The organism is Allobosea sp. BK604 (genome assembly GCF_004341515.1).
In the GTDB taxonomy this organism is placed as follows: domain Bacteria; phylum Pseudomonadota; class Alphaproteobacteria; order Rhizobiales; family Beijerinckiaceae; genus Allobosea.
In genome coordinates, this window is the sequence record NZ_SLZF01000008.1 from 393,747 (window position 1) to 408,571 (window position 14,825).

Consider the following 14,825-nt stretch of genomic DNA (forward strand, 5'->3'; position numbering starts at 1 on the left):
GGTGCCTCGCCCCGATGACGAGGACCATGACTGGAAGATGACCGTCAATCTGCTGGCGATCATCGCGACGCTGCTGCTGCTCGGCGCAGGGCTTTGGCTGATGCTGGAGCTCGACCGGGCGAGGAAGGCGCAGGACTGCCTGTCCTCGACACAGCGGAACTGCCGGCAGATCAGGGTGCCCTGATCCGCTGGTCGAAAGACGAATCTTCAGAATCGCCTGGCGGCGATCACTCAGCCAGTTTCTGAGCCCGCGCCTTGAGCCGCTGCGCCCTGACGAGATGCGGCCGGTCGAGCATCTCGCCGTCAAGGCCGATCACTCCCATTCCCGGATTGGCGGCGAAGAGCGCGATGATCCTCTCCGCCTTGGCGAGTTCCTCCGGGGCCGGAGCAAAGACCTGGTTGATGACTGGAACCTGGGCCGGATGGATCGCCATCTTGCCGGTGAAGCCATCCCGGCGGCCGGCCAGGCACTCGGCCTCGAACCCGTCCGCATCGCGAAAATTGGTGAAGACCGTGTCGATCGCATCGACCTGCGCCGAGGCCGCCGCGAAGAGCGCGAGCGAGCGGGCGAGGCGATAGGGATCGGTATAGCCCCCATCCGTCAGCCGGTTGGTCTCGGCGCCGAGATCGGCCGAGAGGTCTTCCGCTCCCCAGGTCAGGGCGGCGAGCCTATGGCTCGCGCCGGCATAGCTGCCAAGGCCGAAAATGCCCTTCGCCGTCTCCGTGGCGATCGGGATGATCCGGGTCGCGCCGTCCGGCAGTTCGTTCTCGGCCTCGCGCACGGCGATCTTGGCGGCGAGATGCGAGATGTCGGTGCCCCCCTCGGATTTCGGCAGCATGATCGCGTCCGGGCCGCCGGGCATGATCGCGTCGAGGTCGATGTCGCTCAGGCCCGAGGCGAGCGGGTTGATCCGCACGATCAGCAGCGGACACGCAGCCTGCTGGCGGGCTTCTCTGAGGAAGCCGAGGCTGATCTCGCGCGCCTGCGGCTTCTGATCGAGCGCGACGGAATCCTCGAGGTCGAGGATCAGCGCGTCGGCGCCGCTTTCGAGACCCTTCTGGAGCTTCTTGGGGGAATCGCCGGGAACGAAGAGGAGGGAGCGCATGCTGTTCGAGACCGTTCGAGAATGCGTCAGCGCGAGCTGGCTGGCGTGGCTGTCGAGAACCGGGGCGGAGCGTATATCAGGGCATGAGCACCGGCAGCACGGATAACCGCGCCAGGCGGCCGAGATGGTGGAATGATCAGGTGGTCCTTCAGGTCGCGACCGTCTCCGGGGCCGGATACTTTCGCATGAAGGCTTGCCGGCGACACTGCGCCACGAGCGTGCCGTCCTGCTTGTAGGCGCGATGGTGAAACTCGACGATGCCCGCATCGGGCCGCGAGCGCGACTCGCGCTTGGCCACGATCTCCGTGACGCAGTTGACCGTGTCGCCCTCGAAGAGCGGCGCCGGGAAGGTGACATCGGTCATGCCGAGATTGCCGATCGTGGTGCCGACCGTCGTGTCGTTGACGGAGATGCCGATCATCAGGCCGAGCGTGAACAGCGAGTTCATCAGCGGCTTGCCCCATTCGGTCTCGGTCGCGCAGAAATGCGCATCGATATGAAGCGGTTGCGGATTCAAGGTCATGTTCGAGAAGAGCATGTTGTCCATCTGCGTCACGGTGCGGGTGAGCCCGTGCTCGATGACGGCGCCGACATGGAAATCCTCGAAATAGATTCCACCGCGCTTATGGCGCCTGACCTCGGCCATTTATCCCTCCTGCAGTACCCGGCCTGAAGCCGGCTTTAACGGTTCGCTTACCATAATCGGAGCACTGTCCACAGGCGCTCCGGCACCGTGCTCGCGGGCTGCCCGAGACCCCGCATGTTCCTGTTCAGCACGCCTCAAACGACGCGCGAGACACCATCCGCCAATCCGGTCGTCAACGCCATCCGCGAAGGGGCGGAGAAGACCGGAGCCGGCTTCGACTATCTGCTGAAGACGGCACAGCGCGAATCGGCGCTCGATCCGGATGTGAAGGCGAAAACCTCGAGCGCGACCGGGCTGTTCCAGTTCATCGAGCAGACCTGGCTCTCGATGGTCAAGCAGGAGGGGCCGAAGCAGGGGCTCGGCAACCTGGCAAACGCGATCAGCACCGACGAGAGCGGCCGGCTCAGCGTGCCGGATGCAGCGATGCGCGACAAGATCCTGCAATTGCGCAACGATCCGCAGGTCGCGGCGGTGATGGCCGGCGCGCTGACTCAGAAGAATCGCGATCAGCTCGCCAGCTCACTCGGCCGCCAGCCGCAGGCTGGCGAACTCTATATGGCGCATGTGCTCGGCGCGCGCGGCGCCTCCGACCTGATCCGTGCCGCCACGAGCGATCCGACCCGGATCGCCGCCACGGATTTCCCCGAGGCTGCGGCGGCAAATCGGGGCATCTTCTTCGACAAATCCGGCCGCGCCCGCAGCGCGCAGGAGGTTTATGGCGTGCTCGCCGCGAGCCACGCCAATACCCAGCTCGCCGCCGCGACCACCGCGAGTGCGGCTCCCGCCACACAGAGTGAGGACCAGCCGGTGCCGATCGCAGCCGCTCTCGCACCCGGACGGGCCAAGGGGCTGATTGGCCTGTTCTCGACCGAGGGGTCGCGCGCACCCGTTTCGCAGGCTGTGGCCAATCTCTGGACGACGCCGCGCAGCAACGCGTCGCGCCTGGCCGCCGTCGATCCCGCCGATCGCTATTTCCCGCGCCAGACGGCAAACAATGAAACTGCCGCGCCGGCGACGGCCTCCGCCGAGAGGGCCGCTTCCGTCGCCACGCCGGTCAGCGCGCCGCTGCCGCCGAGCCGGCCGGTGGAGCTGACCCAGCCGGCCAGCGCACCGGCGCGCGTGGCGGCGAAGCAGCGCCGCGCGGGGCCGCTCGATCTTTCCACCTTCATGGTTCAGCGGAGCGGCACATGATCGTTCGCCGTTTCCTGCTCTGGGCCCGGACGGCCAATGCCGAAGCACGCGCCGGGGGGGCCGCTGCGCTCGCCGGCGCCTATTTGCGTTCCGGCATGGCGGAGGAAGAGAGGTCCGAGGCCGAGACGGCGCTGATCGCGCTGGTCGATGATCCCTCGCCGCTGGTGCGGCGCGCCATTGCGGAGGAGGTCGCGGCGGCGCCGCGGGCGCCTCGCACCCTCATCCTCAACCTGATCGCCGACCAAGGCGATGTCGCGGCCCTGGTGCTGGCGCATTCGCCGGTGCTGACCGAGGCCGATCTGGTCGATGCCGCGGCAATCGGCGATGCGCTGGCTCAGCGCGCGATCGCGCAGCGGCCCTATTTGCCGTCGGGCGTCGCTGCCGCGCTCGCCGAGGTCGGCCTGGACGAGGCGCTCGTCGTACTGGCGGGCAATCGCACCGCCGATATTCCGGATTTCTCGCTGGAGCGCATGGTCGAGCGCGCCGGCGAATCGGGAGAGCTGCGCGAGGCTTTGCTGGCCCGGTCCGATCTTCCGGCCGGGCTGCGCCAGGCGATCGCAGCCAAAATGTCGGATGCGCTGGCGAGCTTCGTCGCCGGCTGCGGCTGGCTGACGGCGGAGCGCAGCGCGAGGCTGGCGCGCGAATCGACCGAGCGGGTCGCCGTCGCACTGGCCGCCGGGGGCGAGGACAGTGATGCCCCGGCCATAGTCGAATGCCTGCGTCTGCATGGCCGGCTCACGCCTGGCCTGATGCTGCGTTCGCTGCTCAGCGGCGAGCCGGCGCTTGCCGAGGCTGCCTTCGCCAGCCTGTCGGAGCTGCCGCCGGCGCGCGTTTCCGCACTGCTGCGTGACAGGAGCGGGCGCGGACTGAAATCCCTCTACCGCAAGGCCGGGATGCCGGCTGCGCTGCAGCCCGCCTTCGCGGCGGTGCTGGCCGCGTTGAATGAAGCCGGGTTCCGCCGGATCAGCGGCGTTGCCGGCATCGACCGCGAGATCCTGCGCTGCGTGCTGATCGCCTGCGAGGGCCTCGAAGGGCCCGAGGGCGACGCGCTGATGGCGCTGCTGCGGCGGCTCGACGCCGAGGCGGCGCGGGAACAGGCGCGAGCCATGGCAGATTCGCTCGCCGACGATGCGGCGCTGGCCCTGCTGGTCGAGGCCGATCCATCGCTGCTGGTCGAGCTTCAAGCCGACGAGGTCCGCGCTGCGGCCTGATTGGAGGGCTCGGCCCGGCCGTCGAACCCGGCCTCAATAGCCGAACTGCTCGCGCAGAATGCGCTCGTCCAGGCTGTGGCCGGGATCGTGCAGCATGACGAGGTCGATGCTGCGATCGATCTCGATCGCGACCGAGACGACATTGTCGATCTGGATATGGTCGGCGGTGGCGCTGACCGGGCGCTTGATCGATTCGAGCACCTCGATCGTGATCTTAGCCTGATCGGGCAGGAGCGCACCGCGCCAGCGCCGCGGCCGGAAGGCAGCGATGGGCGTCAGCGCCAGCAGCGGGGCGTCGAGCGGCAGGATCGGGCCGTTGGCGGAGAGGTTATAGGCGGTCGAGCCGGCCGGCGTGGCGAGCAGCACGCCGTCGGCGATCAACTCGTCGAGCCGCACCTGTCCGTCGATCGAGAGCCGCAGCTTCGCGGCCTGGTAGGAGCGGCGCAGCAGCGAGACCTCGTTGATCGCCTTGGCATGGACCTCGCCGCCATTCTGGTCGGTGGCGTACATCGAGAGCGGATGGACGACGCTGCGCTGCGCGGCCTCGAGGCGCTTGCTCAGGCCGCGCTCGCGGAATTCGTTCATCAGGAAGCCGACGGAGCCGCGATTCATGCCGTAGATCGGCTTGCCGGTGCCGAGGAAGCGATGCAGCGTCTGCAGCATCAGCCCGTCGCCGCCGAGCGCGACGATGACGCCGGCATCCTCCGGTATCGCATTGCCATAGCGCGCGACGAGCTTCTCCAGCGCGGCCTGGGCCTCCGGTGTCTCGCTGGCGACGAAAGAGATGGCTCCGAAGCGCTCGGTCATCACGGGTCCAGGAAGCAGCCGGATCAGAGGGTGAGGCCGCTGGCATAGCACGGCCGGCTGCGCCGCGGCGAGACGCGGGCCGAACAAAAAGGCCGGGTCGCCCCGGCCTTTTGTCGCGGAATGCGGCGGCGCCTAAATAGCCGGCGTCCACTGCACCGGCACGAGCTCGAAACCGTTGCCCGACTTGCCGATATGGCCCGTCGCCGGGAAGGGCGCGTGGTAGAATGCGAGCTGCATGCGCTCGGCCGAGGCCATGTCGAGGATCTTGCGCCGGGTTGCCGCGGCCTGCGCTCCGTCCATGTCGAAGACTGCCGACCAGTCGGGATTGCGAACGAAGAGAGCAGGGTGGTTGGTGATGTCCGACACCACCATCAGCTTGCCGGAGCCCGAGGCGATGGCGAAGGCGGTATGGCCTGGCGTATGGCCATAGGCGGCGATCGGGGTGATGCCGGGCAGGATCTCCTTGCCGGGCTCGAACTGCTTTACGTCCTTGGCGATGGGGCCGAAGACCCGGCGCACGCCGGCGAAGGCACCCTTCATCGCCTCGGGAGCGGCGCTCATCTTGGCATCGTCCATCCAGAAGGCCCACTCGGCCGCCGGCACCATGGCCTCGGCATTCGGGAAGACGGCGGTGCCGTCCTTCAGGCGGAAGCCGTTGATGTGGTCGCCGTGGAAATGGCTGAAGATGACCGTCGAGACATTCTTGGGGTCGAAGCCCGCGGCCTTGAAGTTGGCCAGGAAGTTGCCGCTGGTCGGAGCGCCCGAATCGCCGTTGCCGGTGTCGATCAGGGTGAGCTTGCCGCCATTCTCGATCACCATGGTGGTGAAGGTGATGTTGAGCGCGTCCGGTGGCAGGAAAGCCTGCTCCATCGCCTTCTTGACGTCGGCGAATTCGGCATTGCGGACGAGGCCCTCGATCGGGCGGCGGGCAAAGCCGTCATGGACGGCGGTCAGCGTGATGTCGCCGATCTTGTAACGATAGAAACCGGGAGCCTGGTTCATGGGCGCTCCTTGCGCTTGCGCCGGACTTATGCCGGCGGGAATCTCGAGCGTCGTCGCGGCCGCAAGCGCACCGGCGCCCGCGATCACCGTTCGACGCGAAGGTTGGAAAGCTTTCATGGTTCCCCCTTGTTTCAGGACCATGATGCCGCGCGAAAATCGTTCTTCACGTTTCGGCATCATGCTCGCGGCTCTTGCTGAGCCGGGGGGCAAGGTAACGGGCGCCGCGAAGGCTTCAACCGTCGCGCGAGGTCGTGGAATCAAGTTTCCGTGAGGCGTCGGCCTGCGCGGCCTGATAGCGGGCGAAGGCACGTAGCATGGCGGCGCAAAGCGCGAGCGAGCCCATGGTGCCGTTGCCGGAACATTCGGCGACCAGAGCCTGGAATGCGGCGTTGTTGTCGCCGATCAGGCACTGGACGCTCCAGTTCCAGTCCGGCGCCTTCTGGCGCAGCAGGCCGACCGCGACATCGATATTGGCGCTGACGGTGCCCAAGGCCTTCCAGAGCGAGCCCTGCTGGTAGATGCCGCCCATCGGTGCGCGCCGGCTGACAAGATGCGCGGGCTTGCGCCTGACGGCGAAGCCGAGCGCCTCATAGATGTCGGCATCGAGCGCGCGGTCGGGCTTGTGCGCCGTCTCGCAACGTTCCGCCAGTTCGAGCAGCCGTTCTCGTCCGTCCATCATGTGGTCTTCCGTGACCGTGGCACTGCGCGTCTCCTGGCCCGTGCCGGAGCGCTGGGATTCGACGCGCCAATCTTGGCTATACCTTCACCTTCGACCGTCCGGCAAGAAGAGCCGGATAGCCGGGATTGCCCGCGAGGCGGTGCAAAGCCGATGCCAGCGCCGCGATAGGGGCGTCCGGAAAGAGCTTGGAGACTGCGCCGCTGAGCTGCGGGTGGTGCCGGCAGAGAGGATCGAACTCCCGACCTTCGGTTTACAAAACCGCTGCACTACCGCTGTGCTATGCCGGCCCGACCAGTCGCAAGCGGTTATCAGTGTTGCGCGGCGAGGGCAAGGCACTGCAGGCGGCGAGTCGAAGGCGCACATGAAAAAGCCCCGCCTTGCGGCGGGGCTCCCCTCTGGTCGCGATGCTCTTTTGAAGGCTCACGACTTGTAGATGTCGCGGTCCTTGGTCTCGGGCAGGAAGAGCAGGCCGACGACGAAGGTCATCAGCGCGATCACCACCGGGTACCAGAGGCCGGAATAGATATCGCCGGTCGAGGCGACGATGGCGAACATGGTGGGCGGCAGGAAGCCGCCGAACCAGCCGTTGCCGATATGGTAGGGCAGCGACATGCCGGTGTAGCGGATACGGGTCGGGAACAGCTCGACCAGCATCGCCGCGATCGGCCCGTAGACCATCGTGACGTAGAGCACGAGGATGAACAGGATGCCGATCATCGACCAGAACTGGCCGTTCAGACCCTTGTTGACGTTGACGATGCCGGCATCGCCGGCCTTCGGATAGCCGGCGGCCTGGGCGGCGGCGGTGAGGTCGGCGTTGAAGGTCGCGCCGAACGGCACCTCCTTGCCGGCGACCTCGACCTTGAGCGGCGCGCCGGCCGCGGCCGGAACGAGCTGATAGTTCAGCGCGCCGATGGCGAGCGCCCTGCGGGCAAGGTCGCATGGGCTGGTGAAGGTGCGCACGTTCACCGGGTCGAACAACGAGCCACAGGTCGCAGGATCGGCCGTGACGGTGATCTTGACGTTGTCATGGGCGTTGTAGAGTGCCGGGTTGCCGACCTTCGTCAGCGTCGTGAACAGCGGGAAGAAGGTCAGCGCCGCGATCAGGCAGCCGCCGAGGATGATCGGCTTGCGGCCGATCTTGTCCGAGAGCGCGCCGAAGACGACGAAGAAGGGCGTGCCGAGCAGCAGCGCCGCCGCGATCAGGACGTTGGCGGTGGTGCCGTCGACCTTCAGCGTCTGGGTGAGGAAGAACAGCGCGTAGAACTGGCCGGCATACCAGACCACGGCCTGGCCGGCGGTGCCGCCGATCAGCGCGATCAGGGCGATCTTGGCGTTCTTCCACTGGCCGAAGGCTTCGCTGAGCGGCGCCTTCGAGAGCGTGCCCTCAGCCTTCATCTTGGTGAAGGCGGGCGATTCCTGCAGCTGCAGGCGGATCCAGATCGAGATGCCGAGCAGCAGGATCGAGAGCAGGAACGGCACGCGCCAGCCCCAGGCCGCGAAGGATTCGGCCGACATGCTCAGGCGCAGCGCCAGGATGACGATGAGCGAGAGGAACAGACCGAAGGTCGCGGTGATCTGGATGAAGGAGGTGTAGAAGCCGCGGCGGTTCTGCGGGGCGTGCTCGGCGACATAGGTCGCGGCACCGCCATATTCGCCGCCGAGCGCCAGGCCCTGGAGCAGGCGGCAGGCGATGAAGGCGATCGGCGCCGCGATGCCGATCGAGGCATAGCCCGGCAGCAGGCCGACGACGAAAGTGGCAAGGCCCATCACCATCATGGTGACGAGGAAGGTGTATTTGCGGCCGATCAGGTCACCCAGGCGACCGAAGAACAGCGCGCCGAAGGGGCGCACCGCGAAGCCGGCGGCGAAGCTGAGCAGGGTGAAGATGAAGCCGGCCGTCGGGTTCACGCCCGAGAAGAAGTTCGCCGAGATGTTCGCGGCGAGCGAGCCCGCCAGATAGAAGTCGTACCATTCGAAGACGGTACCGGTGGAGGAAGCGATGATGACCTTTTTCTCTTCCCTGGTCATCGGGCGGTGCGCCGCCCCCACTTCCGAATGTTGTGCCACGCTCATGGCGTTCTCCCTGATGATTCCCCGATGCTGGAAAGCGCCGGGCGGCCCGATTTCTGTGGCTCGATTTCTTGCGATGCGAGGCCACCGGCTGCCGGCAGGCGGCTTCCCCGCACAGTTCCAGCTGGGTGATAGGAATGCGCGCGCGAGGAAATCTGTGCAATCAGGCACTTGGTCTTGCATCGTTAGGTGTAATACTAACGGCGAAATTGCGCCTCTTCGCGCGAGCCACTCCGATAGACGGTTGGCTCGGGGCAGGAAGCCATTCTATAGTTCTTCCCGAGGCCGATCCAGATGCGGAAGAAGGAGTGCGACGATGCCGCGCATCGCGACGGGTCTTCCTGCCCTGGCGCTTGCCCTTTTGCTGATTCCGGCCGCAGAAGCAGCCGCAGCCGGGCGCGGTCGGGGGCACGTCAACATCATGCATGCAGTCAAGGCACGGCCGTTCGCTCTGGTGACCCGGCCTTTCCGCGCCAGGCTTGAGGCGTTCGGCCCGCGCCGGCCGGGCTTCCACCATGGTTTCAAGCGCCGATTCGCTGGGCGGGCGTTGAGCCCCTACGGTTTCAATCCCTTCGCTTTCGGAAACCAGACCACGATCGTGCGCGAGCGCGAGAGCGAGCCGGAGCGGCCGATCGACCCGGATTCCTTCGAGAACCTGCCGGCGCGGGCGGGGATCCCCGCTCAGCCCACGCCGACACCGGTGATCTACCGAATCGAGGGCACGAAGGCGCGGCCGGTGGTGCGCGTGCTCCGCGTCGGTATCGAAGACCGGCGCGCCGGGTTGCGCCACCTTGCCAGCGCCGAGGGCGGGAACGCCGAGATCCTGACGCTGAGGCCGCGCTGAGGCGCTTCAGCGGCGCCGGCTCGCGGCATAGAGCGCGATCGCGGTCGCGTTCGAGACGTTGAGGCTGGTGATCGCGCCCGGCACTTCGAGCCGCGCGAGATGGTCGCAGAGCTCGCGGCTGCGCTGGCGCAGGCCCTTGCCCTCGGCGCCCATGACCATCACGAGCGGACGGCGCAACGCAATCTCGTCGAACTCGGTCTCGCCCTCCGAATCGAAGCCGATGCGCTGGAAGCCGCGCTTCCCCAATTCATCGAGCGCGTCGCCGAGATTGCGCACGGCGATCAGCGGCACATGCTCGAGCGCGCCGGAGGCCGATTTCGCCAGCACGCCGGTGGCGGCGGGCGAATGGCGGATCGTCACGATCACTGCCGCAGCGGCGAAGGCGGCGGCCGAGCGCAGGATGGCCCCGACATTATGCGGATCGGTGATCTGGTCGAGCGCCAGCACGATCGCGTCGTCCGGAAGTTCGTCGAGGCTTGGCGAGGGCAGGGGATCGCAAACGAGATAAAGCCCCTGATGCACCGCGTCCGGGGTCAGAAGCCGGTCGATCTCGGAGGGGCGCACGAGCTCGGGTTCGAGCGGAAGAGTGCCGATCTCATCGCGCAGCCGCTTGGCCCCGTTCTCGGTGGCGAGCAGCCGGCGATGGCGCCGCTGCGGATTGCGTAGCGCTTCGACCACGGGATGGACGCCGTAGAGAACGGCCTCGTCGATATCGCCCGGCCGGTGGGGCGGCGGGGCGCCTTCGCGGGGGCGGCGCGGCCCGCCGGGGCGCTTGCCGCCGGGCTTTGCCGGCTTGGGACGAAACGGCGCGGGCATGGCGACCTCCGGAGCAGCGAATGCCTGCCCTGCCATGGCGCGCGCCATTTTGCCAGCATCGGATTGAGAGCAGAGGAGAGGATATGGCCGAAGACCAGCAGCGTTTCATCGTCATCACCGGAGGGCCGGGTTCCGGCAAGACGACGCTCATCAAAGCCCTGGCGGCGCGCGGCTTCGCGACCTGCCCGGAAGCCGGACGCGCGATTATCCGCGACCAGGTGGCGATTTCCGGACCGGCGCTGCCCTGGGCGGACCGAGCGCTCTTCGCCGAATTGATGCTGAGCTGGGAGCTGCGGTCGCATGGCGCGGCACAGGCGCTCACCGGGCCTGTGATCTTCGATCGCGGCGTTCCCGACGTGCTCGGCTATTTGCGCCTCTGCGGCTTGCCGGTGCCGGCCCATGTCGTGGCGGCGGCACAGCGCTTCCGCTATCGCCGCCAGGTCTTCATCGCGCCGCCCTGGAAGGAGATTTTTGGCCAGGATGCCGAGCGCAAGCAGGATTTTGCCGAGGCTGAGCGGACCTTTCATGCCGTGGCAGGGGCCTATCGCGAGCATGGCTACGAGCTGCGCGAGTTGCCGCGGGTGAACATCGAGGAGCGAGTGGCGCTTCTGCTCGAGCAAATCGACGTTTGAGCGTGCCCGACACAGGAAAGCGGAGTGAAAGGCTTTTTGCCGGTTGACACACCGGAGTGCGGTCACCATAAGTCCGGCCGCGCCTGTCAGCCGTCACGAAAGTGAAACAGGCCTGGGGATGACGACCGCGTGTCGTGATCCGCAAACGGCGGGGGAATGTCCCGAGCGGCAAAGGGGGCGGACTGTAAATCCGCTGGCTATGCCTTCGTAGGTTCGAGTCCTACTTCCCCCACCACTCTTCGCCCTGTGGGGCGAGATCGGCAGGCAGCGCAAAAGCCGCTGCGCAGCCCGATCAATTCGCCACCGCCTTGCAGCTTTCGCGTTGGATCGCCGCAGCCGTGTCTTGACATCGGCGCCCCCATCGCGGATTCGGAAGCGGCGCGGGTGTAGCTCAATGGTAGAGCAGCAGCCTTCCAAGCTGAATACCCGGGTTCGATTCCCGGTACCCGCTCCAAAATCCTCAGGTTTTCCGGCGTCCTAGCTGCTGCCCTTGGGCCGGATTCCAGCTTTCCCAGCTGCGGGTCACCCCTGCGCTTCGCAAACTCCGAGATCTGACATCACTCCTGGCGATCTGACATCACGCCAGGACGAATGGATACGAGCCTTCGTCCGCGGGCGCGATGCGGGAGAACCCTCACTCCTTCGGCACGTCGGAATGGCCGAGGTCGCGGCTCGGGTCGAGCCGGTCGCGCACGCGCTGCTTCAGCGTCTTGGCGTCGGGAAAGCCGCCATCGACCGTGCGGTCCCAGATCACCTCGTCCTCGTAGCGGATGACGAAGGTGCCGCCGGTGCCGGGCACGAGCGCGACCTCGCCGAGATCGGCGCCGAATGTCGAGAGCAGTTCCTGACCTAGCCAGGCGGCGCGCAGCAACCATTGGCAGAGCGTGCAGTAGGTGATGCTGATGCGCGGCTTCGACGACTCGGACATGATCGACCTTGCGGAAACGGGCTTCGGGCCGGGACGGCCCGCGCTCCTCATTGCGCTCTTGCCCTGATCGGCGTGACGCGACAAGCGGCGCCGCTGCAACCCCGGCACGACCGCTTTGCCGTTGCGCGGCTGTCAAAACCCGGCGATCTCGCCTAGCGTTCGTGTTCCTGCCGAACGGATCACGCGCCTCAAGCCATGACGCTCACCGATATCGCCTCGCGCACCTATAACCATGGCTGGCGGCTCGACCCGATCATCCGCAGCCTGCTCGATACCGATTTCTACAAGCTGCTGATGCTGCAGATGATCCGGCGTTTCCATCCGGATGTGCACGTCACCTTCTCGCTGATCAACCGCTCCAGGCATATCCGGCTGGGCGACCTCGTCGACGAGGGCGAACTGCGGGCCCAGCTCGACCATGCCCGCGAGATCCGCTTCAGTAAGAAGGAGTTGATCTGGCTCGCCGGCAACAGTTTCTACGGCAAGACCCAGATGTTCACGCCGGATTTCATCGCCTGGCTCGCCGACTTCCAACTGCCCGAATACGAGCTGAAGCGCGTCGACGGGCAGTACGAGCTGCATTTCGGCGGGGCCTGGACCCATAGCACGATGTGGGAGGTGCCGGCGCTCGCGATCATCAACGAGCTGCGCGCGCGCCGGGTGATGAACGGCCAGAAGCGCTTCTCGCTCGACGTCCTCTACGCCCGCGCCAAGGCCAAGATGTGGAGCAAGGTCGAGCGCCTCCAGCAATTGCCGGAGCTGCGCCTGTCGGATTTCGGCACCAGGCGGCGGCACGGTTTCCTCTGGCAGCGCTGGTGCGTCGAGGCGCTCAAGGAGGGGCTGGGGCCGTGCTTCACCGGCAGCTCGAACGTCCTGCTCGCCATGGACAGCGATCTCGAGGCGATCGGCACCAACGCGCATGAGCTGCCGATGGTGCTCGCAGCGCTGGCGAACAGCGATGAGGATATGCTGGAGGCGCCTTATCGCGTGCTTGACGAATGGCGTCGTGTCTATGGCGGCAACCTGCTGATCGCCCTGCCGGATGCTTTCGGCACCGCCGATTTCCTGCGCCGTGCGCCTGATTGGGTGGCGGATTGGACCGGCTTTCGACCGGACAGCGCCCCGCCGATCCAGGCCGGCGAAGAAATCATCGCCTGGTGGAAGGCGAAGGGCAGGGACCCGCGCGAGAAGCTGCTGGTGTTCTCGGATGGGCTCGATGTCGGCGCGATCGAGCAGGTCTACCACCATTTCCATGGCAAGGTGCGAATGGCCTTCGGCTGGGGCACGGACCTGACCAACGACCTCGTCGGCTGCTCTCCGGACGGCTCGCGCGCGCTCGACCCGATGTCGCTGGTCTGCAAGGTGACGCGGGTAAACGGAAGACCCGCGGTGAAGCTCTCGGACAATCCGGAGAAGGCCTCGGGCGAGCCGAGCGAGGTGGCGCGGTATCGGCGGGTGTTCGGAGCAGGGGAGGCCACACGCCAGCCGAGCGCTGTCTCATCGTCCTAGTGCTTTGGTTGAGCTGGCGGGCGGCCCCAACCCCGGCTATCGCGGCGGAGGCGTTGGCCGGGGGCTGTGCATTGATGATTAGACTTGTTCTGGCCGCAATCCTTGCGGCCGTTCTCTCCGGCTGCGTAATGCCCGAGCGCGGCCTTGCGATCTCCGATGTCCGAGATTTGCGAATTGTTGACGTGATCGTCGAGATGCCCAAGCCCACAGAGGGTAGTCCATCGACGATCGTCTGGCCGCAGGCCGGGCTTGCCTATGCCAGTACGTTGATGCCGGCCTCAACCCGGCCGGTTCGGATCGGGCGCGACCCTACCGGCGCGGATACGACACCTTCTCCGGAAGAAGCGGCCTGGGACGAGAAGTTCATGGCCCTGACCAGGAGCGGCGCGGCGCAAACCCATGTCAACACCACGCTGGCGCAGATCACGCGCGAAAGCTTTCGCAAGCGCTTTGTCGACCAGCCGGCGGGCCGGCATGGCGCCAGGTTGAAGATCATCGTCAAATCGCTGCAGGCCCCCGGCGGCCAGGCGAGCTTTACGGCCGATGCGATCCTGCTCGATGGCGTGACCGGCAAGTCATTGACGCAGTATCCCAACCTGACCGGTATCCGGACTGCTTCAACGGCCGTCGTGCCGGCAACGCCCGCCGGTATCATCATTGGACTCGCCGCGATTGCGATCGCAGACCAGATTCGCGGCGATCCGGCCCATGAGGCGATCGACAGCGCGTCTTCATCCTTCGCCGGCTGGTTGCTGCGCGAGTAGCGCCTGACACACTAGCCGGGTAGGTCGAGCGTTCATCAATGGCGAGCGCCGAACAACAGACCTGCCGTGGCCGGGCACTTCCGCTAGGCGTTGCTTCCGTTTCGGAACGTGCGGTCTCGAGGTCATGCCCTGAACGCATGATCACGCATGCAGGCGGGACGTGGCGCGCTTCGGCGGCGCATCGCGCGGCGACCGCTTGCATCCTCGGCCGAAACCCCCTAATTCGACCGCGTTTTTCCGGCCGATCATGGCCGTCGTCGAGGAAAAGGTGTCATGGCCAAAGAGAAGTTCTCCCGCACGAAGCCGCATTGCAACATCGGGACGATTGGTCACGTCGACCATGGCAAGACGTCTTTGACGGCTGCGATCACGAAGGTGCTGGCTGAGTCCGGCGGCGCGTCGTTCACGGCCTATGACCAGATCGACAAGGCTCCGGAGGAGAAGGCGCGCGGCATCACGATCTCGACGGCGCACGTCGAGTACGAGACGCCGGCCCGTCACTATGCGCATGTCGACTGCCCTGGCCACGCCGACTACGTGAAGAACATGATCACGGGCGCGGCGCAGATGGACGGCGCGATCCTGGTGGTGTCGGCGGCTGACGGCCCGATGCCGCA

16 protein-coding genes and 3 tRNA genes are annotated in these 14,825 nt (G+C 66.5%); 10 read left to right on the forward strand and 9 right to left on the reverse strand.

Going from position 1 to position 14,825, the window contains the following annotated elements:
- Nucleotide 1: 1 nt before the first annotated feature.
- Nucleotides 2–184, forward strand: a complete 183-nt coding sequence (locus EV560_RS25120; protein ID WP_131858557.1) for a hypothetical protein — start codon at nucleotides 2–4, stop codon at nucleotides 182–184.
- A 43-nt stretch (nucleotides 185–227) separates the two neighbouring features.
- Here EV560_RS25120 and EV560_RS25125 read toward each other — a convergent pair whose 3' ends face one another.
- Nucleotides 228–1,106 carry an HpcH/HpaI aldolase/citrate lyase family protein gene (locus EV560_RS25125; protein WP_131858558.1) on the reverse strand — a complete coding sequence of 293 codons (879 nt, stop codon included), beginning with the start codon at nucleotides 1,104–1,106 and terminating at the stop codon, nucleotides 228–230.
- Between the two features lie 148 nt (nucleotides 1,107–1,254).
- Nucleotides 1,255–1,752 (reverse strand): MaoC family dehydratase, encoded by a 498-nt coding sequence (locus EV560_RS25130; protein ID WP_131858559.1) that lies wholly within the window; start codon nucleotides 1,750–1,752, stop codon nucleotides 1,255–1,257.
- 114 nt (nucleotides 1,753–1,866) lie between these two features.
- Between EV560_RS25130 and EV560_RS25135 the strand changes: the two genes are divergently transcribed.
- Nucleotides 1,867–2,943: a lytic transglycosylase domain-containing protein gene (locus tag EV560_RS25135; RefSeq protein ID WP_131858560.1), complete on the forward strand. Its 1,077-nt coding sequence runs from the start codon at nucleotides 1,867–1,869 to the stop codon at nucleotides 2,941–2,943.
- Nucleotides 2,940–4,154 carry a DUF2336 domain-containing protein gene (locus tag EV560_RS25140; protein WP_131858561.1) on the forward strand — a complete coding sequence of 405 codons (1,215 nt, stop codon included), beginning with the start codon at nucleotides 2,940–2,942 and terminating at the stop codon, nucleotides 4,152–4,154. The genes EV560_RS25135 and EV560_RS25140 overlap by 4 nt, the downstream gene beginning before the upstream one ends.
- Before the next feature lie 33 nt (nucleotides 4,155–4,187).
- Here EV560_RS25140 and EV560_RS25145 read toward each other — a convergent pair whose 3' ends face one another.
- The 5 genes from EV560_RS25145 to EV560_RS25165 all read right to left on the reverse strand — a co-directional run bounded on the left by EV560_RS25145 (nucleotide 4,188) and on the right by EV560_RS25165 (nucleotide 8,718).
- Nucleotides 4,188–4,961 (reverse strand): NAD kinase, encoded by a 774-nt coding sequence (locus EV560_RS25145; protein ID WP_131858562.1) that lies wholly within the window; start codon nucleotides 4,959–4,961, stop codon nucleotides 4,188–4,190.
- A 132-nt stretch (nucleotides 4,962–5,093) separates the two neighbouring features.
- Nucleotides 5,094–5,963, reverse strand: a complete 870-nt coding sequence (locus tag EV560_RS25150) for an MBL fold metallo-hydrolase (RefSeq protein WP_248312186.1) — start codon at nucleotides 5,961–5,963, stop codon at nucleotides 5,094–5,096.
- A 232-nt stretch (nucleotides 5,964–6,195) separates the two neighbouring features.
- Nucleotides 6,196–6,642: a hypothetical protein gene (locus EV560_RS25155; RefSeq protein WP_131858563.1), complete on the reverse strand. Its 447-nt coding sequence runs from the start codon at nucleotides 6,640–6,642 to the stop codon at nucleotides 6,196–6,198.
- Between the two features lie 212 nt (nucleotides 6,643–6,854).
- Nucleotides 6,855–6,929, reverse strand: a tRNA-Thr gene (locus tag EV560_RS25160).
- Nucleotides 6,930–7,062: 133 nt separating this feature from the next.
- Nucleotides 7,063–8,718 (reverse strand): MFS transporter, encoded by a 1,656-nt coding sequence (locus EV560_RS25165; protein ID WP_248312187.1) that lies wholly within the window; start codon nucleotides 8,716–8,718, stop codon nucleotides 7,063–7,065.
- Nucleotides 8,719–9,031: 313 nt separating this feature from the next.
- On the opposite strand from EV560_RS25165, the gene EV560_RS25170 reads away from it, so the two are divergent.
- Nucleotides 9,032–9,559, forward strand: coding sequence for a hypothetical protein (locus EV560_RS25170; protein ID WP_131858564.1), 528 nt, complete (start codon nucleotides 9,032–9,034; stop codon nucleotides 9,557–9,559).
- A gap of 6 nt (nucleotides 9,560–9,565) precedes the next feature.
- Here the strand turns inward: EV560_RS25170 and EV560_RS25175 are convergent, their stop codons facing one another.
- Nucleotides 9,566–10,375: a TrmH family RNA methyltransferase gene (locus EV560_RS25175; protein WP_131858565.1), complete on the reverse strand. Its 810-nt coding sequence runs from the start codon at nucleotides 10,373–10,375 to the stop codon at nucleotides 9,566–9,568.
- An 83-nt stretch (nucleotides 10,376–10,458) separates the two neighbouring features.
- Between EV560_RS25175 and EV560_RS25180 the strand changes: the two genes are divergently transcribed.
- From EV560_RS25180 to EV560_RS25190, 3 genes are all read left to right on the forward strand, one after another.
- The gene (locus EV560_RS25180) at nucleotides 10,459–11,007 is read left to right on the forward strand and encodes an AAA family ATPase (RefSeq protein WP_131858566.1); all 549 of its coding nucleotides are present in this window, start codon (nucleotides 10,459–10,461) and stop codon (nucleotides 11,005–11,007) included.
- A gap of 150 nt (nucleotides 11,008–11,157) precedes the next feature.
- Nucleotides 11,158–11,242, forward strand: a tRNA-Tyr gene (locus EV560_RS25185).
- A gap of 145 nt (nucleotides 11,243–11,387) precedes the next feature.
- Nucleotides 11,388–11,461: transfer RNA gene (locus EV560_RS25190), tRNA-Gly, on the forward strand.
- 180 nt (nucleotides 11,462–11,641) lie between these two features.
- On the opposite strand, the gene EV560_RS25195 is transcribed toward EV560_RS25190, so the two are convergent.
- Nucleotides 11,642–11,935 (reverse strand): Rdx family protein, encoded by a 294-nt coding sequence (locus EV560_RS25195; RefSeq protein WP_131858567.1) that lies wholly within the window; start codon nucleotides 11,933–11,935, stop codon nucleotides 11,642–11,644.
- 195 nt (nucleotides 11,936–12,130) lie between these two features.
- Here EV560_RS25195 and pncB point away from each other — a divergent pair, with 195 nt between their 5' ends.
- The 3 genes from pncB to EV560_RS25210 form a co-directional block, all read left to right on the forward strand.
- Nucleotides 12,131–13,444: a nicotinate phosphoribosyltransferase gene (gene pncB / locus EV560_RS25200; RefSeq protein ID WP_131858568.1), complete on the forward strand. Its 1,314-nt coding sequence runs from the start codon at nucleotides 12,131–12,133 to the stop codon at nucleotides 13,442–13,444.
- A 128-nt stretch (nucleotides 13,445–13,572) separates the two neighbouring features.
- Nucleotides 13,573–14,208, forward strand: a complete 636-nt coding sequence (locus EV560_RS25205; RefSeq protein ID WP_131858569.1) for a hypothetical protein — start codon at nucleotides 13,573–13,575, stop codon at nucleotides 14,206–14,208.
- 273 nt (nucleotides 14,209–14,481) lie between these two features.
- The coding region (locus tag EV560_RS25210; protein ID WP_207908106.1) for a GTP-binding protein at nucleotides 14,482–14,825 on the forward strand (344 nt) is incomplete at its 3' end.

Bases quoted from the DNA above. Each gene is read 5' to 3' on its own strand.
- EV560_RS25170 (WP_131858564.1), top strand. From the start codon at position 9,032: ATGCCGCGCATCGCGACGGGTCTTCCTGCCCTGGCGCTTGCCCTTTTG.
- EV560_RS25195 (WP_131858567.1), bottom strand. From the start codon at position 11,935: ATGTCCGAGTCGTCGAAGCCGCGCATCAGCATCACCTACTGCACGCTC.
- EV560_RS25175 (WP_131858565.1), bottom strand. From the start codon at position 10,375: ATGCCCGCGCCGTTTCGTCCCAAGCCGGCAAAGCCCGGCGGCAAGCGC.
- EV560_RS25125 (WP_131858558.1), bottom strand. From the start codon at position 1,106: ATGCGCTCCCTCCTCTTCGTTCCCGGCGATTCCCCCAAGAAGCTCCAG.
- EV560_RS25135 (WP_131858560.1), top strand. From the start codon at position 1,867: ATGTTCCTGTTCAGCACGCCTCAAACGACGCGCGAGACACCATCCGCC.
- EV560_RS25150 (WP_248312186.1), bottom strand. From the start codon at position 5,963: ATGAACCAGGCTCCCGGTTTCTATCGTTACAAGATCGGCGACATCACG.
- EV560_RS25205 (WP_131858569.1), top strand. From the start codon at position 13,573: ATGCCCGAGCGCGGCCTTGCGATCTCCGATGTCCGAGATTTGCGAATT.
- EV560_RS25165 (WP_248312187.1), bottom strand. From the start codon at position 8,718: ATGAGCGTGGCACAACATTCGGAAGTGGGGGCGGCGCACCGCCCGATG.
- pncB (WP_131858568.1), top strand. From the start codon at position 12,131: ATGACGCTCACCGATATCGCCTCGCGCACCTATAACCATGGCTGGCGG.
- EV560_RS25155 (WP_131858563.1), bottom strand. From the start codon at position 6,642: ATGATGGACGGACGAGAACGGCTGCTCGAACTGGCGGAACGTTGCGAG.
- EV560_RS25140 (WP_131858561.1), top strand. From the start codon at position 2,940: ATGATCGTTCGCCGTTTCCTGCTCTGGGCCCGGACGGCCAATGCCGAA.
- EV560_RS25180 (WP_131858566.1), top strand. From the start codon at position 10,459: ATGGCCGAAGACCAGCAGCGTTTCATCGTCATCACCGGAGGGCCGGGT.
- EV560_RS25130 (WP_131858559.1), bottom strand. From the start codon at position 1,752: ATGGCCGAGGTCAGGCGCCATAAGCGCGGTGGAATCTATTTCGAGGAT.
- EV560_RS25145 (WP_131858562.1), bottom strand. From the start codon at position 4,961: ATGACCGAGCGCTTCGGAGCCATCTCTTTCGTCGCCAGCGAGACACCG.